We start from the raw sequence: 15,988 nt of genomic DNA on the forward strand, positions 1-15,988 counted from the left end.
CCCCGCCTCGCCCCCCGCCCGTACACCTCCCCCACGTACAGTCCGACCGTGCAAGAACAGACCCCGTACCCGTCCCACCGCCCCGGCTCCGCCGTCCGCTCCGGGATCCCCGAGCACGGCCGCATCCCCAAGTACTACGCCGTCAAGGCGCAGGTCGCCGACCTCCTCGACGAACTCGGCGAGGGCGGCGCCCTGCCCACCGAGCGCGATCTCGCCGAGCGGTACGAGGTGTCCCGCGAGACCGTCCGCCAAGCCCTGCGGGAACTGCTGCTGGAGGGCAGGCTGCGCCGTTCCGGGCGCGGAACCGTCGTCGCGGGCCCCAAGCTGGAGCAGCCCCTGTCGCTCGCCAGCTACACCGAGGGCGTACGCCGCCAGGGCCGCCGCCCCGGCCGTCGCCTGATCGGCCTGGAGCGCTTCGGCTGCCCGCCCGACCTCGCCCGCGGCATCGGCGCCGAGCCGGGGGAGCCGGTCTGGCACCTGGAGCGCGTGCTGCTCGCAGACGACGAGCGCGTCGGGCTGGAGAGCACGTACGTACGGGTCTCCCGCGCGCCCCGCCTCGACATCGATTTCCAGCCGGACTCGTCCTTCTACGGATACCTCCGCGACCGCCTCGGCATCTCCTTCGGCGACGCCGACGAGAAGCTGGAGACGGTCCTGGCCACGCCCCGCGAGGCCCTGCTGATCGGCACCCCGCCGGCGCTGCCCATGCTGCTCATCCACCGCTTCTCGCGGGATCAGGACGGGCGGCCGCTGGAGCGGGTGCGTTCGCTTTACCGTGGGGACCGGTTCAGCTTCACGACCCGTCTGCGGCCCGAATAGCGGACCGCGCATCCTCCCAAAGCTCAGAAAAGGGGCGACGTGACATCACAGAAAGATAACGGGTCTAGGCCAAGTGTCGAGGGCTGTTCACCGGCCCGTCGCCGGACGGCCCCGTCCGGGACACGGGCCGCGACCACCGTGGGCCGGGTGAGAGTCATAGTCGTCGGAGGCGGCGTGGTCGGCACCATGCACGCCTGGCAAGCAGTCCAACGCGGCCACGAGGTCGTCCAGATCGAGCGCGAAGCCGAGGCCCGCGGCGCGTCACTGCGCAATTTCGGCCAGATCTGGGTCAGCGGCCGGGCCGGGGGCGAGGAGCTCGACACCGCCCTGCGGGCCCGCGAGCTCTGGGAGCGCATCGGCGCGGAGGTGCCCGGCCTGGGCTTCCGCGCCATCGGCTCCCTCACCCCCGTCCGCGGCGCCCGCGAACTCGCCGTCGCCGAGGCGGCCGTGGCCCGCCCGGACGCCGCTGCCCGGGGCTACGAACTGGTCACCGCGGCCGAGGCCCGGGCGATCAACCCGGCCCTGCGCGGCGCCTTCGAGGCCGCCCTGTGGTGCGAGCGCGACGCGGCCGTCGAACCGCGCACCGCCCAGCTCCACCTGCGCGAGGCGCTCCGCGCCTCCGGCCGCTACACCTTCCTCCCCGGACGCGAGGTCCGCGAGGTCACCGGCCCCGGCGCCGTCCGCGACGACCACGGCGACGTCCACCGCGGCGACGCCGTCGTCCTCGCCACCGGCGCCTGGCTGTCCGGCCTGGTCCGCGAACTCGTACCCGACCTGCCCGTGCGCCGCGTCCGCCTCCAGATGATGCAGACCGCCCCGCTCGGCGAGCAGCTCACCACCTCCGTCGCGGACGCCGACAGCTTCCGCTACTACCCCGCCTACGCCTCCCCGGCCCTCGACGCCCTCAACGCCGCGCAGGCCCAGGCGCCGGTCGCCGCCGCGCACAAGATGCAGCTGCTGATGGTGCAGCGCCTGGACGGCGGACTGACCATCGGCGACACCCACGAATACGAGCACCCCTTCGCGTTCGACACCCTCGAAGACCCCTACGAGCACCTCACCGGGGTGGTCGAGGCCTTCCTGGGCCGCCCGCTGCCGAAGATCAGGCACCGCTGGGCGGGCGTGTACGCGCAGTGCACCGACACCACCCGCGTCGTCCACCGTCAGCAGGTGAGCGACGGCGTCTGGCTGGTGACCGGACCCGGCGGGCGCGGCATGACCTGCTCGCCCGCCATAGCCGAGACCACCGCGAACGAACTGGGCTGGTGAACACCATGACCGACCGCATTCCCCCCACGAAGCAGCTGATCGTCCTCGACATGGCCGGCACCACCGTCGCCGACGGCGGCCTCGTCGAGCGCGCCTTCGAACGCGCCGCCGAACGGCTCGGCGTCGAGCCCGGCAGCGCCGACCACGCCGCCAAGCTCCAGTACGTACGCGACACCATGGGCGAGTCCAAGATCTCCGTCTTCCGCCACCTCTTCGGTACGGAGGAACTCGCCCGGCGCGCCAACTCCGCCTTCGAGCAGGCGTACGGGGAGCTCGTCGACGGCGGCCTCGTCGCCCCGATTCCCGGAGCCCGGGAGGCCGTCGAGAAGCTCCGCGCCGACGGCCGCACCGTCGTCCTGACCACCGGCTTCGCCCGCGTCACCCAGGACGCCATCCTCGACGCCCTCGGCTGGCGCGACCTGGCCGACCTCACCCTCTGCCCCGCCGACGCCGGCGGCCGCGGCCGCCCCTACCCGGACATGGTGCTGGCGGCGTTCCTGCGCACCGGCGCGGTGGCCGACGTACGGGACGTGGCGGTCACCGGGGACACGGCGTACGACATGCTCAGCGGGCGCCGCGCCGGAGCGGGCATCGTGGCCGGCGTCCTGACCGGCGCCCACGACCGCGCCGCGCTCGACGCGCACGGCGCCACCCACGTCCTCGGCTCGATCGCCGAACTCCCTCAGCTCCTCACGGCGACGGAAACGGCGTCCGCGACGGCGACGGCCTCCGCGACGGAGCCGGCGTGAGCGGCATCCGCTTCGACTCCGTCTCGGTCGCCTACCACGGCACCACCGTCCTGGACTCCCTCGACCTGACCGTCGAGCCCGGCGAGGTCATGGCGCTGCTGGGCCCCTCCGGCTCGGGCAAGACCACGGCGCTGCGCGCGGTCGCCGGCTTCGTGCGCCCCGTCGCCGGCCGGGTGCTGATCGGCGGCCGGGACGTCACCGGCCTGCCCCCGCACCAGCGCGGCATCGGCATGGTCGTCCAGCAGTACGCGCTCTTCCCGCACATGCGGGTCGCGGACAACGTGGCCTTCGGCCTGCGCGCCCAGAAGGCCGCCAAGGCGGAGATCCCCGCCCGCGTCGCCGAGGCGCTGGAGATGACGGGGATGGGTGCCTACGCCCGCCGCTACCCCCGCGAACTCTCCGGCGGACAGCAGCAGCGCGTGGCCATCGCCCGCGCGCTCGCCATCCGCCCCGGGGTGCTGCTGCTCGACGAGCCCCTCTCCGCGCTCGACGCCCAGCTGCGCTCCGGGATGCTGGCCGAACTGGCCCGGCTGCACCGGGAGCTGCCCGACGTCTCCATCCTGTACGTCACCCACGACCAGGTCGAGGCACTGACCCTGGCCGACCGGATCGCCGTCATGGACCGGGCCCGCCTCCAGGACTGCGGCACCCCGCAGCAGCTCTACCGGGCGCCGCGCACCGAGTTCACGGCGTCGTTCGTCGGCAACGCCAACCTGCTGCCGGTCACCGTGGCCGACGGCGGGGCGGTCTTCGCGGGCCGCCCGCTGGCCCTGGACCCGGGCCGCGCGGTGCCGGGCTCCGCCGCCACCCTGTGCGTACGCCCGCACCTGCTCGGGCTCGGCGCCGGGCCGAACGCGCTGCGCGGCACGATCGCCGAGGTGCAGTGGCGGGGCTCGACGCACCGGCTGTACGTGGACGTGGACGGCCACCGCGTCAAGGCGGACCTGCCCGAGCTGCGGGAGACGCCGGCGCTGGGCGACGAGGTGACCCTGCACTTCGAGCCGCGCGACGCGGTGCTGCTGGCCGCCGGGGTGTCGGATGCCTGAGGCGCCCCACCCCCCGGCCGCGGCGCCCCCGGCCCGGGCCCCGCTCCCGGTCCCGGCCGCTGGAACCCCGGGAGCCCCGCCGGCCTCCCCGCCCCACCCCCGCGGCGCCCCGCAGGCACCCCCGCGCCCGCCCCGCTCCGGGGCCGGGTTCCGGTCCAGGTCCCGGTCGCTGCCGCGCGGCGTCTGGGCCCTGCCGCCGGTGGCCGTGCTCGCGCTGGTGTTCCTCTACCCCCTCGCGCTGGTCGTCCGGCAGTCCTTCAGCCCCGAGAACGGCGGCGGCGCCTTCGACGCGTACGCCTCCGTCTTCGCCTCCACCGCCTTCCGCGAAGCGCTCGGCACCACCGTCTGGCTGGCCGTCGGCGCCACCGCCGGCTGCCTCCTCCTCGGCTTCACCCTCGCGCTGATCATCGCGTTCGTGCCCTTCCCCGGGGCCAAGGCCGTCGCCAAGTTCATCGACGTCTTCCTCTCCTTCCCCTCCTTCCTCATCACCCTCGCCCTCCTCTTCCTCTACGGAACGGTCGGCATGGCCAACGGCGTCGCCACCGACGTCTTCGGTCTCGCCGACGGCCCCTTCCGCTTCCTCACCACCCCCTGGGGCGTCCTGCTCGCGGAGATCACCTACTTCACCCCCTTCGTGATGCGCCCGCTGCTCGCCGCCTTCTCCCAGCTGGACACCGCCCAGCTGGAAGTGGCCGCCGGCCTCGGCGCCCGCCCCGCCCGGATCGTCCGGCAGGTGATCCTCCCCGAGGCCCTCCCGGCGCTCGCCGCCGGCGGCAGCCTCGTCCTCGTCATGTGCCTGAACGAGTTCGGGATCGTCCTGTTCACCGGAGCCAAGGACGTCACGACCCTCCCGATGCTCATCTACGGCAAGGCCATCCTCGAATCCGACTACGCGGCCGCCTGCGTGGTCGCCGTCGTCAACATCGCGATATCCGTCGGCCTGTTCGGCCTCTACCGGGTGGTGGGCAAGCGTGCTGGTGCATAGCAAGAGCGGCCGCTGGGCCGCCTGGGGCCTGTTCGCGGTCCTCTTCCTGCCCCTCTTCGCCCTGCCGCTGCTCGTCGTGGTGGCCGCGTCCTTCTCCACCCACTGGTCGGGCGCCTTCCCCTCCGGCCCGACCACCGCGAACTACGCCTCCGCCGTCCGGGGGGAATCCCTCCAGGCCCTGACCACCTCGCTGGTCACCGCCCTGGTCGCGAGCCTGCTCGCGCTCACCGTCGGCAGCTGGGCGGCGCTCGCCGCCGCGGGGCTGAGGAAGCGCGGCAAGCGGTCCCTGGACGCCCTGTTCATGCTCCCGGTCGCGGTGCCGTCCGTCGTCGTCGGGCTCGCCGTCCTGGTCGCGTTCAGCAAGCCCCCGCTGCTGCTCAACGGCACGAGCTCAATCGTGATCCTGGCGCACACCGTTCTTGTCACGGCGTTCGCCTACCAGTCGGTTTCGGCCGCCATCATCCGTCTCGACCCCGCGTACGAACAGGCGGCGGCCTCCCTCGGCGCCCGTCCCGCGTACGTGCTGTGGCGGATCAGGCTCCCGCTCCTGCTGCCGTCCCTCACCGCGGCCGCCGGACTCTGCTTCGCCCTGTCCATGGGCGAGCTGAGCGCCACGATGATGCTCTACCCGCCGGACTGGATGCCCCTCCCGGTCCGGATCTTCACCGCCACCGACCGCGGTTCGCTCTTCAGCGGCTCCGCCGTCGCCGTGGTCCTGATGGCCACCACCCTGCTGGTCCTGCTGGCCGTCTCCCGCATCCGCACCAGAGCCACCTACCGCTGACTCCCTTTCCCCGTAAGGAAGTTCCATGCCCAGCAAGCTCCTCCTCCGCGCCACCGCAGCCGCTGCCGGCACCCTCGCCCTCGCCGTCTCCCTCACCGCCTGCGGCGGCGACGCCTCGTCCGCCGACTCCCAGGGCGGCGAGAAGGCCGTCACCGTCTACAGCGCCGACGGCCTCAAGAGCGACAAGGGCGACGGCTGGTACGACAAGGTCTTCGCCGACTTCACCAAGAAGACCGGCATCGAGGTCAAGTACGTCGAGGGCGGCTCGGGCGAGATGGTGCAGCGCGCCGTCCGCGAGAAGACCAACACGCAGGCCGACGTGCTCGTCACGCTGCCCCCCTTCATCCAGCAGGCGGACGGCAAGGGCCTGCTCCAGAGCTACAAGCCGCAGGGCTCGGACAAGGTCAACGGCGCCGACAAGTCCGCCGACGGCAAGTGGACTTCCGTCGTCAACAACTACTTCGGCTTCGTCTACAACAAGAAGGAGCTCACCGAGGCCCCCAAGACCTGGGAGGAGCTGCTCGACGCCAAGTACAAGGGCAAGCTCCAGTACTCCACCCCCGGCGTCGCGGGCGACGGCACGGCCGTGCTCATCAAGGCCATGCACGACTTCGGCGGCAAGGAGCCGGCGATGGAGTACCTGAAGAAGCTCCAGGCCAACAACGTCGGCCCGTCCTCCTCCACCAGCAAGCTCGCGCCCAAGACCGACAAGGGCGAGCTGCTCGTCGCCAACGGCGACGTCCAGATGAACTTCGCGCAGTCCAAGTCCATGCCCAACCTCGGGATCTGGTTCCCGGCGAAGGACGGCGGCAAGCCCACCACCTTCGCCCTCCCCTACGCGGCCGGCCTGGTCGCGAAGGCCCCGCACACCGAGAACGGCAAGAAGCTCCTCGACTACCTGCTCACCGAGGAGGCCCAGAAGCTGGTCAGCGAGGTGGGCGGCGGCTTCCCGGCCCGTACGGACGTCAAGCCGACCGACGCCAACGCCGTCGAGCTGACCAAGATCATGGGCGGCGTCGAGGTCTTCGAGCCGGACTGGGCGGACATCGACAAGAACCTCACGGGCTACGTCGACGCGTGGAAGTCGGCGACCGGCAGCTGACCCGACACCTTCCGGTCACCCCCGTCCGGAAGAGTGACGAGTGCATAACGGGTCTGGACCGAGGGCGCTCTCGGCGCCCCGGTCCAGCCCCCGGTACGCCCGCCCCACCGCACGCCCGCGCGCCGCACGCCCGCCCCACCGCACGCCCGCGCGACCGCACCGCAGGCACCGCCGCACCGCCGCCCCACCGCACGTCCGCACCGCACCCCTGCCGGCTCACCTGCTCCTGGAGGAGTACGTGTCCCCTGTCCTGTCCGGACGGACCCTCGCCGTGGCCGCCACCGCCACCGCCCTGCTCGCCACCGCCCTCGGCGCCCACACCGCGACCGCCGCCCCCCGGGCCACCGCCCCCCGGGCCACCGCCACCACCGACAAGGTTCTCGTCATCGGGATCGACGGCGTGGTCCTCGACCGCCTCAAAGCCGCCGACGCCCCGAACCTCCAAGGGCTGATGGCCCAGGGCCTCACCGCCCGCAGCACCCTCTACGCGAGCCCGATGGCCGCCACCTCCTCCGGCCCCGGCTGGTCCACCATCGCCACCGGCGTCTGGCCCGACAAGCACGGCGTGAAGGACAACACCTTCACCGGCAAGAACTACGCCGCGTACCCGGACTTCCTGACCCGCATCGAGAACGCCAAGCCGGCCCTCAACACGTACGCGGCCGCCGACTGGGAGCCCCTCGCCGCCGCCGACGCGGGCGGCCCGGTCTTCTCCGCGAAGGTCGACAAGCGCCTCGGCCTCAAGGGCGACCGCGACGGCTACGGCACCGAGGACCCGAAGATCGCGACCGCGGCCGCCGCCGAACTCCAGGGCCAGAACCCCGACGCCGCCTTCGTCTACTTCGGCCAGGTCGACGGCGCCGGACACTCCTACGGAGCCGCCAGCCAGCAGTACCTCGACGCGATCGGCCGCGTCGACGTGATGGTCGGGCGGCTCCTCACCGCCGTCCAGAACCGCCCCGCCTACGCCCAGGAGAACTGGAAGGTCCTGGTCACCACCGACCACGGCCACACCGACGCCGGCGGCCACGGCGGCTCCACCCTCCAGGAGCGCGGCACCTTCGTCATCGCCAAGGGCGCGGGCATCCCCGCCGGTTCGGTGCGCGACGACGTGAAGCTCGTCGACGTGGCGGCCACCGCCCTCGCGCAGGTCGGCGTCCCCACCACGGGCCTGGACGGGGTCCCGCTGAACGCCCCCGACAGCGACCCCTTCGACACCCTGCGCCCGAACCTCCAGGCCCGCGTGGACGAAACCGGTATCCCGGCCGTCACCAAGGGGTTCACGCACACCCCGCCCGCCGGCTGGAGCGTCGACAACTCCAAAATGGGCACCGGCGGCGTCACCGAGTGGGCCGGCTGGGCCTTTGCCACCGACGAGTTCTGGAGCCAGGCCCAGCGCGACCAGTGGCGCGAGCTGAACGTCCGCTCCCGTGACGTCTTCGCCGTCGCCGACTCCGACGAGTGGGACGACAAGAGCCACACCGGCACCTTCGACTCCACCCTCGTCACCCCCAAGTGGCCGGTCACCGGCGCCACCACGCGCACCCTCGCCTTCCAGACGCACTACCGCCACGACACGGGCCAGACCGCCCAGGTCCTCGTCTCCTACGACGGCGGCCCCGCCACCGTCGTGAAGAGCTACACCGCCGACGCCGTCGCCAAGGCCGAGTCCCTCACCCTCCAGGTCCCGGCGGGCGCCACCACCGCCCAGGTCCGCTTCCGCTACAGCGGCACCAACAACTGGTACTGGACCGTCGACAACGTCACCCTGAGCTGACCCCCGCCCCCCGGCGAGTCCGGGCCGTGGACGCCCTCCGCGTCCACGGCCCCCGGCCGCTAGGGTGGGGGAGAACCAGAGGTGTCCGAGGTCAGAGGGCCTCCCGCAGAGCGGAGATACAGTCCCGTGGCAGAGCGCAAGCCGATCGAATCCTGGCTCACCGACATGGACGGGGTCCTCATCCACGAGGGCACCCCCATTCCCGGAGCCGATGCCTTCATCAAGCGGCTGCGCGAATCCGGCAAGCCCTTCCTGGTGCTGACCAACAACTCCATCTACACCCCGCGCGACCTCCAGGCCCGGCTCAGCCGGATGGGCCTGGACGTGCCCGTCGAGAACATCTGGACCTCGGCGCTCGCCACCGCCAAGTTCCTCGACGACCAGCGCCCGGGCGGCACGGCCTACGTCATCGGCGAGGCGGGCCTGACCACCGCCCTGCACGACATCGGCTACATCCTGACCGACCACGAACCCGACTACGTGGTCCTCGGCGAGACCCGCACCTACAGCTTCGAGGCCATGACCAAGGCCGTCCGCCTCATCAACGGCGGCGCCCGCTTCATCTGCACCAACCCGGACGAGACCGGCCCCTCCACCGAGGGCCCGCTCCCCGCCACGGGCGCGGTGGCCGCGCTGATCACCAAGGCGACCGGCAAGCAGCCGTACTTCGCGGGCAAGCCCAACCCGCTGATGATGCGTACGGGCCTCAACGCGATCGGCGCGCACTCCGAGAGCAGCGCGATGATCGGCGACCGGATGGACACCGACGTCCTGGCCGGCCTGGAGGCGGGCATGCAGACCTTCCTCGTCCTGACCGGTCTGACGACGACGGAGGACACCGAGAAGTTCCCGTACCGCCCGACGAAGACGGTGAACTCCATCGCCGATCTGGTCGACCTGGTCTAGTGCCGTCCGGGCGGCCATTAGCGCGAACGGCTGACACTTACGGGCCAAGAGAGCGCCGCTCCGGATGCGGGGCGGCGCGTCGCGCGTGAATCTCCTTGACGAGGAGGTTCACCATGCGCAGTTCTCTGACCGCACTCCGTGTCGCCGGGGTGGCCGTCGCCCTGACGGCGTCCACCGCCATGACCGCCCCCGCCGCGCTCGCGAACGAGTGGGACCGCGGCAGCGTCTCGGCGGACCCGAACCCGGCCGAACCAGGCGCGCGGGTCAGGATCCGCGTCCACGGCTGTTCCGGGGACCGCGCGATCGCGCTGTCCCCGGTCTTCGCCTCCGAGGCGCACCTGAGGTCCGGCCGCGAGGAGCGCGGCAGCCTGTACGGCGAGACGACGATCAGCCCGCACACCCGGCCCGGCTGGCACGAGATCCGGGTGAAGTGCGACGGCGGCCGCGAGGGTCACGACGGCGGCAAGGACGAGGGCCTGCGGGGCTCCATCGAGGTCCGGGAGCGCGGCGGCCACCACCCCGACCCCCACCACTCCCCGGTCTGGCCCGTCCACGCGGGCGGCGGCGGCATGGCCGCGCAGGTGGCCGAGACGACCCGGCTCGCGGAGGGCGGCCAGCTCGCCGCGGCCACCAAGAAGAGCCACGGCGGGGACGGCCCCGGGCTCTCCCAGACCGTGATCGGCGCCGTGCTGGCCGCGGCCGCGAGCCTGGCGGTGGCCGGCCGGGCCCTGACCCTGCGCCGCCGCCGCAACGGCGAATGACCGAGGCCAAGGCCTCCGCCGGGGGCCGGCTGCTGACCTTCACCGCCTGGTCGGTGCTGGTGCTCCTGCTGTGGATGTGGGGCAAGGGGATCACCGAGGTCCCGCCCGCGTCACCCGTCGGCGGCGCCGGCGGGCCGGTGGGTCCGGGGCTCCCGGCCGCGCGCCCCCCGCTCTCCGCGGCGATGCCCGCGCGGATCGACGTACCGGCGATGGGCGTGCAGGCGGCCCCGGTGATCGCGCGGGGGCTGGACGGCGACGGGGCGATCGAGCCGCCGCCGTACGAGCTGCCGGGCACGGTGGGCTGGTGGGGCGCGGGCCCGGCGCCCGGCGCGGCCGGGACCGCGGTGATGGTCGGCCATGTGGACACGAAGTCCAAGCCCGCGGTGTTCTTCGGCCTGAGCACCCTGGGGCCGGGGGAGAAGATCCGCGTGACGCGGGCCGACGGGACGGTCGCGGAGTTCACGGTCGAGGACGTACGGGTCTACGAGCGCAAGGGCTTCGACCCGCACAAGGCGTACGGGCCGCGGGTCGGGGGGCGCGCCGAACTGCGGCTGGTCACCTGCGGCGGCACCTACGACAAGGCGGCCCACCAGTACTCGGCGAACGTGGTGGTCGCGGCCTACCTGACGGGCGCCGGCGCCACGCCGACGGCATCGGCTCAGCGCGCGTACGGCGCGTAGGCGCGTAGGGCGGGAACGGCGCGTAGGCGGGAACGAAGAAGTCCCCCGCGGCTTTCGCCGCGGGGGACTTCTTCTCGTCTGTGCGCCGCCAGGGACTCGAACCCCGGACCCGCTGATTAAGAGTCAGCTGCTCTAACCAACTGAGCTAGCGGCGCTTGGTGACAGGGAAAACTCTACCCCACCCCCGGAGGTGCTCGTGACCAGCCGCGCCCGCGTTGTCCGATTAACCCATGTTTGGGGGGTTTGTCGTGCACGATATGTCTGGGCCGAGCCGTATCTGATGCCCCGACGGATACGTGTGCGGCTGCCCAGTGGACGAGCAGGGGAGTGGACGGACCGCATGACGATGCAGCCTCCGGTGCATGTGCCGATGCCGACACCGATGCCGATGCCGGCCTTCGAGGAGTACGAGCCTGCGGGCGACTGCGTGTGCCTGGGGTGCGCGCAGCGCCGCCGCGCCCTCGCGCGCGGGCGGGCCATAGGGCTGCGCGACGGCGGACACCGCGCCGTGCGCGGAGCCCGCAGGGCGCTGGTGCTGGCCACCGCCGCCGGGGTGGTCCTCGGCGGCGGCGCCTCGGCCGCGCTCGCCGCGGCCACGCCGGTGCCCGGTCCCGGGCCGGTGGCCCTGGACCCGCCGGGCAACCCCCAGGGCGGCCGGGCCCCGCTGCACGGCCGGCCCCCGACCGGACGTCCGGGTTCGCCCGGCGCGCCCGGGCTCGTGCGGCGTATCGACCGCACGACGATCATCAACCGGGCGAAGCTGTGGCTGGAGGCGAAGGTCCCGTACAGCATGTCCGAGTACTGGACGGACGGATACCGGCAGGACTGCTCGGGCTACGTCTCCATGGCCTGGAACCTCGGTACGAACGAGTGGACCGGCAGCCTCGACACCTTCGCCACCAGGATCAGGAAGGAGGAGCTGCTGCCGGGGGACATGCTGCTCTTCCACAACCCGGCGGACCCCAACAAGGGCTCGCACGTGGTCCTCTTCGGCGGCTGGGTCGACTCGACGCACACGCACTACATCGCCTACGAGCAGACCCGGCCGACGACGCGCAAGCAGGCGACGCCCTACGGGTACTGGAACAACGCCGACAAGTACCTCCCGTACCGGTACAACGGCGTGACGGGCGGGATCGTCCCCGACGACCCCGCGCCGCCGGCCGCGAGCCCGCCGATCACCTCCGCCTTCCCGGGCGCCGCGAAGTTCGGGCCGGGGGCCGACAACCCGTACGTCGCCGAGCTCGGCAGGATGCTGATCGGACGTGGCGGCCTGCGGTTCTACCCCAAGGGCGCGAGCTCCAGGTGGAGCGACGCCGACCGGAAGGCCACGCAGGCGTTCCAGCAGGCGCAGGGCTGGACCGGGGCCGAGGCCGACGGCGTCCCGGGCCCGCACACGTGGCGGCTGCTGGTGCAGCGCCAGGGCAACGACATCCCGCCCACCAGGGCCGGCCACCCGGGACCGGCCGGGGTGCCCGCGTACCCGGGGCCGGGGGTCTTCCGGCCGGGGCAGACCCATCCGGCGGTGCTCGCGCTGGGGCGGCGGCTGGTGGAGAAGGGCTTCGGCACGCACTACACGTCCGGCCCGGCGGCCCGCTGGAGCGAGGCCGACCGCCGCAACATCGAGGCCTTCCAGCGCGCGCAGGGCTGGCGCGGAGCGGCGGCCGACGGTTACCCGGGCCCGGAAACCTGGCGCCGGCTGTTCGCATGACGGAGGCAACGATGCACCCCACCCGCACCACGACCACGACGGGCACCTTCCACCCGCCCTCCGCCCCGGGCTACGCCGCCCCGGCCCCGACGTCACAGGCACCCGCCGCCGGGTCCGCCCACCCGCCCCGGGCCGCGTTCCCGGAGGCGGGGGCCGGGGCCGGGCACGCCGGCGCGACCCGCGCCGCCCACCCGGCCTGTCCCCCCGCCCCCGAGGCGGCCCCCGGCCCCCGGACGGAACCCCGGTACGCCGACGACCCGGCCTCCGCCGCGACGGCAAGCGGTGCCCGGGCCGAGTCGGGATACGCGGACCCGGTGCCCGCCGGCCACCTGGCCGAGGAGCCCGCTCCCCGCGCGGAGACCCACCCGGCCCCGGCCCCGACGGCAAGCGCCCCCCGGACCGAATCGGGATACGCGGACCCGGTGCCCGCCGGCCACCTGGCCGGGGAGCCCGCTCCCCGCGCGGAGTCCCTCCCGGCCCCCGCCCCGGCGGCAAGCGCCCCATGGACCGAGTCCGGCTACACGGATCCGGCGCGCGCCGACCAGCCGGCCTGGGAGCCCGCTCCCAAGGCGGCGGCGCCCCACCCCCGGACGGAACCCCGGTACGCCGACCACTCGACCCCCGCCCCAGCGGCCAGCGGCCCCCGGACCGAATCGGGATACACGGACCCGGTGCCCGCCGACCACCCGGTTGAGGAGCCCGCTCCCCGGGCGGAGACCTACCCGGCTCTCACCCCGGCCGCTCGCGGCGCGCGGCCCGAGTCGGGGTACGCGGACCCGGTGCGGGCGGATCACCCGGCCGGCCGGGCCTCCGCCCAGGAGGCGACGGCGTCGCCAGTGACGCCCGATCCCCGGTACGCCGCCGCGCCGCGCGCCGACCGCCCCGCCTGGGCCCCCGCCGCCGAGGCGGGGACCCGCTCCCCGATCCGGCACGAGGAGGTGGCGAGCGCCGACCGCCCCGCCGGGGCCGAGTCGGGGTACGCCGAAGCGGGGTGGGCCGGCTGCCCCGGCCCGGAGGACCGCTCGGCCGGGGCAACCGGCCCGGTGGTGGCCGGGGTCGGGCAGGCGGCGTACCCCGCCGCCGAGGACGGGGCCGGCCCCGGGCGGGGTGTGCCGGCGGTCGTGCCGGCCGGGCACTCCGGGGGCTCGGACGGGTCCGGGCAGGCGGCGGGTGGCCACCCCGCCGACCCCGCTCCCGGCCGCGCGGCCTGCCCGCACCCCGCCGAGCCCGCCGACGCGCCCCGCCCCGGGCGGTGGGTCGACGCCGAGTGGGCGCCCGCGCGGGGCGACGTACCGGCGGCCCGCACCGAGTCGGAACCGGAGGCCGAGGCGGAGATGGAGGTGGAGACCGGCGTGCCCGGCCCCGGGGTCGCGGAGATCGTCGCCCAGGCCGTCGCCCGCGGTATGGACGCCCGGGCGGAGGACGCCACGCGGGACATCCCCCACCGGCGCCCCCCACACGCCCCGCCGGCCACCCGCGGCACGGCCGTCACGGAGGTCCCGGTCCACCTCCCCTTCCTCGCCCACCCCCAGCCCGCGCAGCCCGCACGGTCCGGCCGCCCCCAGCCCCCCGCCCACCGCCGCCCGGCGGCCCGGCCCCCCGCCGGACGCCGCGTCCCCCGCGGGGACGACCGGCTCCGCGAGCACCGCGGCCCGGTGCTGCCCGGCTGGACCGCCGTGACCGTCGGCGGCCTCGCCCTCGCCGGCTGCGCGGCCGTGCTCCTGCGGGCCGGGGTCGTCCCCGCCGCCCTGGTGGCCGCCTTCGGCCTGGCGCCCCGCGCCTACCACGGGCTCCGCGCCACCCAGTGGCCCCCGCTCGCCTTCCTCGGGATCGTCGCCCTCCTCGCACTGGGCGGCCTCGGCCGCGCCAAGGCCGGCCACGCCTGGGTGCTCACCCTCTTCGGCCGCTACCGGGGCACGGTCCGCCGTACCGGCCTGACCTGGATCAGCCCCCTGCTGCTGCGCCGGCGCGTCGACGTACGGCTGCGCCACTGGCGCAGCGAGCCGATGCCCGCCGTCGACTCCGGCGGCCTCGCCCTCCAGGTCGTCGTCCAGGTCGTCTGGCAGGTCCGGGACACCGCCCGGGCGACCCTGGCCGTCGAGGACCACACCGAATACCTCGCCGAGCAGGTCGAGTCGGCCATGGCCCGGGTGCTCTCCCAACTCCCCGCCGACGCCTTCCACGAGGACGCTCCGACCCTGCGCGACGCCGAGGCCGTCGGCGACGCGCTGACCCGCCTGCTCGCGGCCGAGACCGAGGCCGTCGGCATCGAGGTGTTCTCGGCCCAGCCGACCCGGATTGAGTACGCCCCCGAGGTCGCGGAGGCGATGCGCCGCCGCCGGATCGCCGCGATCGACGCCAAGCACCGGGACACGGTGCTGACCTCCGTCGTCGACGCCGTCGACGACACCGTCCACCGCCTCACCTCGCGCGGGATCGTCGAGCTCGACGACTACGAGCGCAAGGCCCTGGTGAAGGACCTCACCGTCGCCTTCTACACCGGACGCGGCGACCAGTAGCGCCGACGGGAGCGCCGACGAGCCGACGGCGCGCGGACCGGAGTAAACGGGTGGCCGGTTGTGACCGGACCACCCGTTTCCTCATTGGTATAGACATGGCCAACTCCCGTCAATACTGTGGGACTTGGTCTAGACCTGGAGCCATCCCCACGCGCGGGCCGCGAGCCCCCGGGCCCCGAGCCCGCCCGCGACCCGCGCACGGCTCCCGCGCGTTCCGCCATCCGTCCCCCCACGTCCAAGGAGCATCATGCGTCTCTTCCGCATGCCCGCCCGGCCCGGACGGGCCGGTGCCGCCGCCCTCGGCCTCGGTCTCCTCGCCGGTGTCACCCTGCTGAGCGCCCCCACCGCCAGCGGCCACGGCTACACCGACACCCCCATCAGCCGCCAGAAGCTCTGCGCCAACAAGACCGTCGCCAACTGCGGCCCCATCCAGTGGGAGCCCCAGAGCGTCGAGGGCTACAAGGGCTTCCCGGCCGCCGGCCCCGCCGACGGCCAGATATGTTCCGGCGGCCACAGCGAGTTCGCGCAGCTCGACGACCCGCGCGGCGGCACCTGGCCCGCCACCCGCGTCACCTCCGGCCAGAGCTTCGACTTCCGCTGGCAGTTCACCGCGAACCACTCCACCACGGACTTCAAGTACTACGTCACCAAGAACGGCTGGGACCCCACCAAGCCGCTGACCCGCGCCTCGCTCGACCCCCAGCCCTTCCTCGTCGTCCCCTACAACGGCGGCCGCCCCGACATGACCACGGTCCACCACGGCGCCATGCCGGCCGGCAAGGCCGGCCGGCACATGATCCTCGCCGTCTGGACCGTCAACGACACCCCGATGGCCTTCTACTCCTGCTCCGACGTTCAGTTCTGACGTAACGTCAGCTAA

At 74.0% G+C, this 15,988-nt stretch carries 14 protein-coding genes and 1 tRNA gene; 14 read left to right on the top strand and 1 reads right to left on the bottom strand.

Annotated features, from left to right (window positions below; translation table 11 throughout):
- The first annotated feature begins 48 nt into the window (after positions 1-48).
- From ACZ6ZT_RS05820 to ACZ6ZT_RS05870, 11 genes are all read left to right on the top strand, one after another.
- Entirely contained in the window at positions 49-819 is a 771-nt protein-coding gene (locus ACZ6ZT_RS05820) for a GntR family transcriptional regulator (RefSeq protein ID WP_469715917.1), read from the top strand.
- Positions 820-966: 147 nt separating this feature from the next.
- Positions 967-2,088 carry a TIGR03364 family FAD-dependent oxidoreductase gene (locus ACZ6ZT_RS05825; protein ID WP_469715919.1) on the top strand — a complete coding sequence of 374 codons (1,122 nt, stop codon included), beginning with the start codon at positions 967-969 and terminating at the stop codon, positions 2,086-2,088.
- Between the two features lie 5 nt (positions 2,089-2,093).
- Positions 2,094-2,837 carry a phosphonatase-like hydrolase gene (locus ACZ6ZT_RS05830; RefSeq protein WP_469715920.1) on the top strand — a complete coding sequence of 248 codons (744 nt, stop codon included), beginning with the start codon at positions 2,094-2,096 and terminating at the stop codon, positions 2,835-2,837.
- A complete protein-coding gene (locus ACZ6ZT_RS05835) occupies positions 2,834-3,883 on the top strand; it encodes an ABC transporter ATP-binding protein (RefSeq protein ID WP_469715922.1) in 1,050 nt (349 codons plus the stop codon). Before ACZ6ZT_RS05830 ends, ACZ6ZT_RS05835 begins: the two co-directional genes overlap by 4 nt.
- Positions 3,876-4,868 carry a 2-aminoethylphosphonate ABC transporter permease subunit gene (locus ACZ6ZT_RS05840; protein WP_469715923.1) on the top strand — a complete coding sequence of 331 codons (993 nt, stop codon included), beginning with the start codon at positions 3,876-3,878 and terminating at the stop codon, positions 4,866-4,868. The genes ACZ6ZT_RS05835 and ACZ6ZT_RS05840 overlap by 8 nt, the downstream gene beginning before the upstream one ends.
- Complete coding sequence (locus ACZ6ZT_RS05845) at positions 4,855-5,652, top strand: ABC transporter permease (protein WP_469715925.1); 798 nt, start codon at positions 4,855-4,857, stop codon at positions 5,650-5,652. The genes ACZ6ZT_RS05840 and ACZ6ZT_RS05845 overlap by 14 nt, the downstream gene beginning before the upstream one ends.
- 25 nt (positions 5,653-5,677) lie before the next feature.
- The gene (locus tag ACZ6ZT_RS05850) at positions 5,678-6,754 is read left to right on the top strand and encodes a 2-aminoethylphosphonate ABC transporter substrate-binding protein (protein WP_469715928.1); all 1,077 of its coding nucleotides are present in this window, start codon (positions 5,678-5,680) and stop codon (positions 6,752-6,754) included.
- A 238-nt stretch (positions 6,755-6,992) separates the two neighbouring features.
- Positions 6,993-8,531 (top strand): alkaline phosphatase family protein, encoded by a 1,539-nt coding sequence (locus tag ACZ6ZT_RS05855; protein ID WP_469715929.1) that lies wholly within the window; start codon positions 6,993-6,995, stop codon positions 8,529-8,531.
- A gap of 126 nt (positions 8,532-8,657) precedes the next feature.
- On the top strand, positions 8,658-9,437 hold the full coding sequence (locus ACZ6ZT_RS05860; RefSeq protein ID WP_469715931.1) for an HAD-IIA family hydrolase: 780 nt from the start codon (positions 8,658-8,660) through the stop codon (positions 9,435-9,437).
- A 113-nt stretch (positions 9,438-9,550) separates the two neighbouring features.
- On the top strand, positions 9,551-10,198 hold the full coding sequence (locus ACZ6ZT_RS05865) for a hypothetical protein (protein ID WP_469715933.1): 648 nt from the start codon (positions 9,551-9,553) through the stop codon (positions 10,196-10,198).
- A complete protein-coding gene (locus ACZ6ZT_RS05870; protein WP_469715935.1) occupies positions 10,195-10,878 on the top strand; it encodes a class F sortase in 684 nt (227 codons plus the stop codon). The genes ACZ6ZT_RS05865 and ACZ6ZT_RS05870 overlap by 4 nt, the downstream gene beginning before the upstream one ends.
- A gap of 81 nt (positions 10,879-10,959) precedes the next feature.
- On the opposite strand, the gene ACZ6ZT_RS05875 is transcribed toward ACZ6ZT_RS05870, so the two are convergent.
- Positions 10,960-11,033: transfer RNA gene (locus tag ACZ6ZT_RS05875), tRNA-Lys, on the bottom strand.
- 227 nt (positions 11,034-11,260) lie between these two features.
- Here ACZ6ZT_RS05875 and ACZ6ZT_RS05880 point away from each other — a divergent pair.
- From ACZ6ZT_RS05880 to ACZ6ZT_RS05890, 3 genes are all read left to right on the top strand, one after another.
- Positions 11,261-12,589 carry a peptidoglycan-binding protein gene (locus tag ACZ6ZT_RS05880; RefSeq protein ID WP_469716576.1) on the top strand — a complete coding sequence of 443 codons (1,329 nt, stop codon included), beginning with the start codon at positions 11,261-11,263 and terminating at the stop codon, positions 12,587-12,589.
- Positions 12,586-15,108, top strand: a complete 2,523-nt coding sequence (locus ACZ6ZT_RS05885) for an SPFH domain-containing protein (protein WP_469715937.1) — start codon at positions 12,586-12,588, stop codon at positions 15,106-15,108. The genes ACZ6ZT_RS05880 and ACZ6ZT_RS05885 overlap by 4 nt, the downstream gene beginning before the upstream one ends.
- A gap of 247 nt (positions 15,109-15,355) precedes the next feature.
- Positions 15,356-15,973: a lytic polysaccharide monooxygenase auxiliary activity family 9 protein gene (locus tag ACZ6ZT_RS05890; protein WP_469715939.1), complete on the top strand. Its 618-nt coding sequence runs from the start codon at positions 15,356-15,358 to the stop codon at positions 15,971-15,973.
- Positions 15,974-15,988 lie beyond the last annotated feature (15 nt).

The sequence above is a fragment of the Streptomyces sp. NPDC102258 genome, from assembly GCF_055584685.1.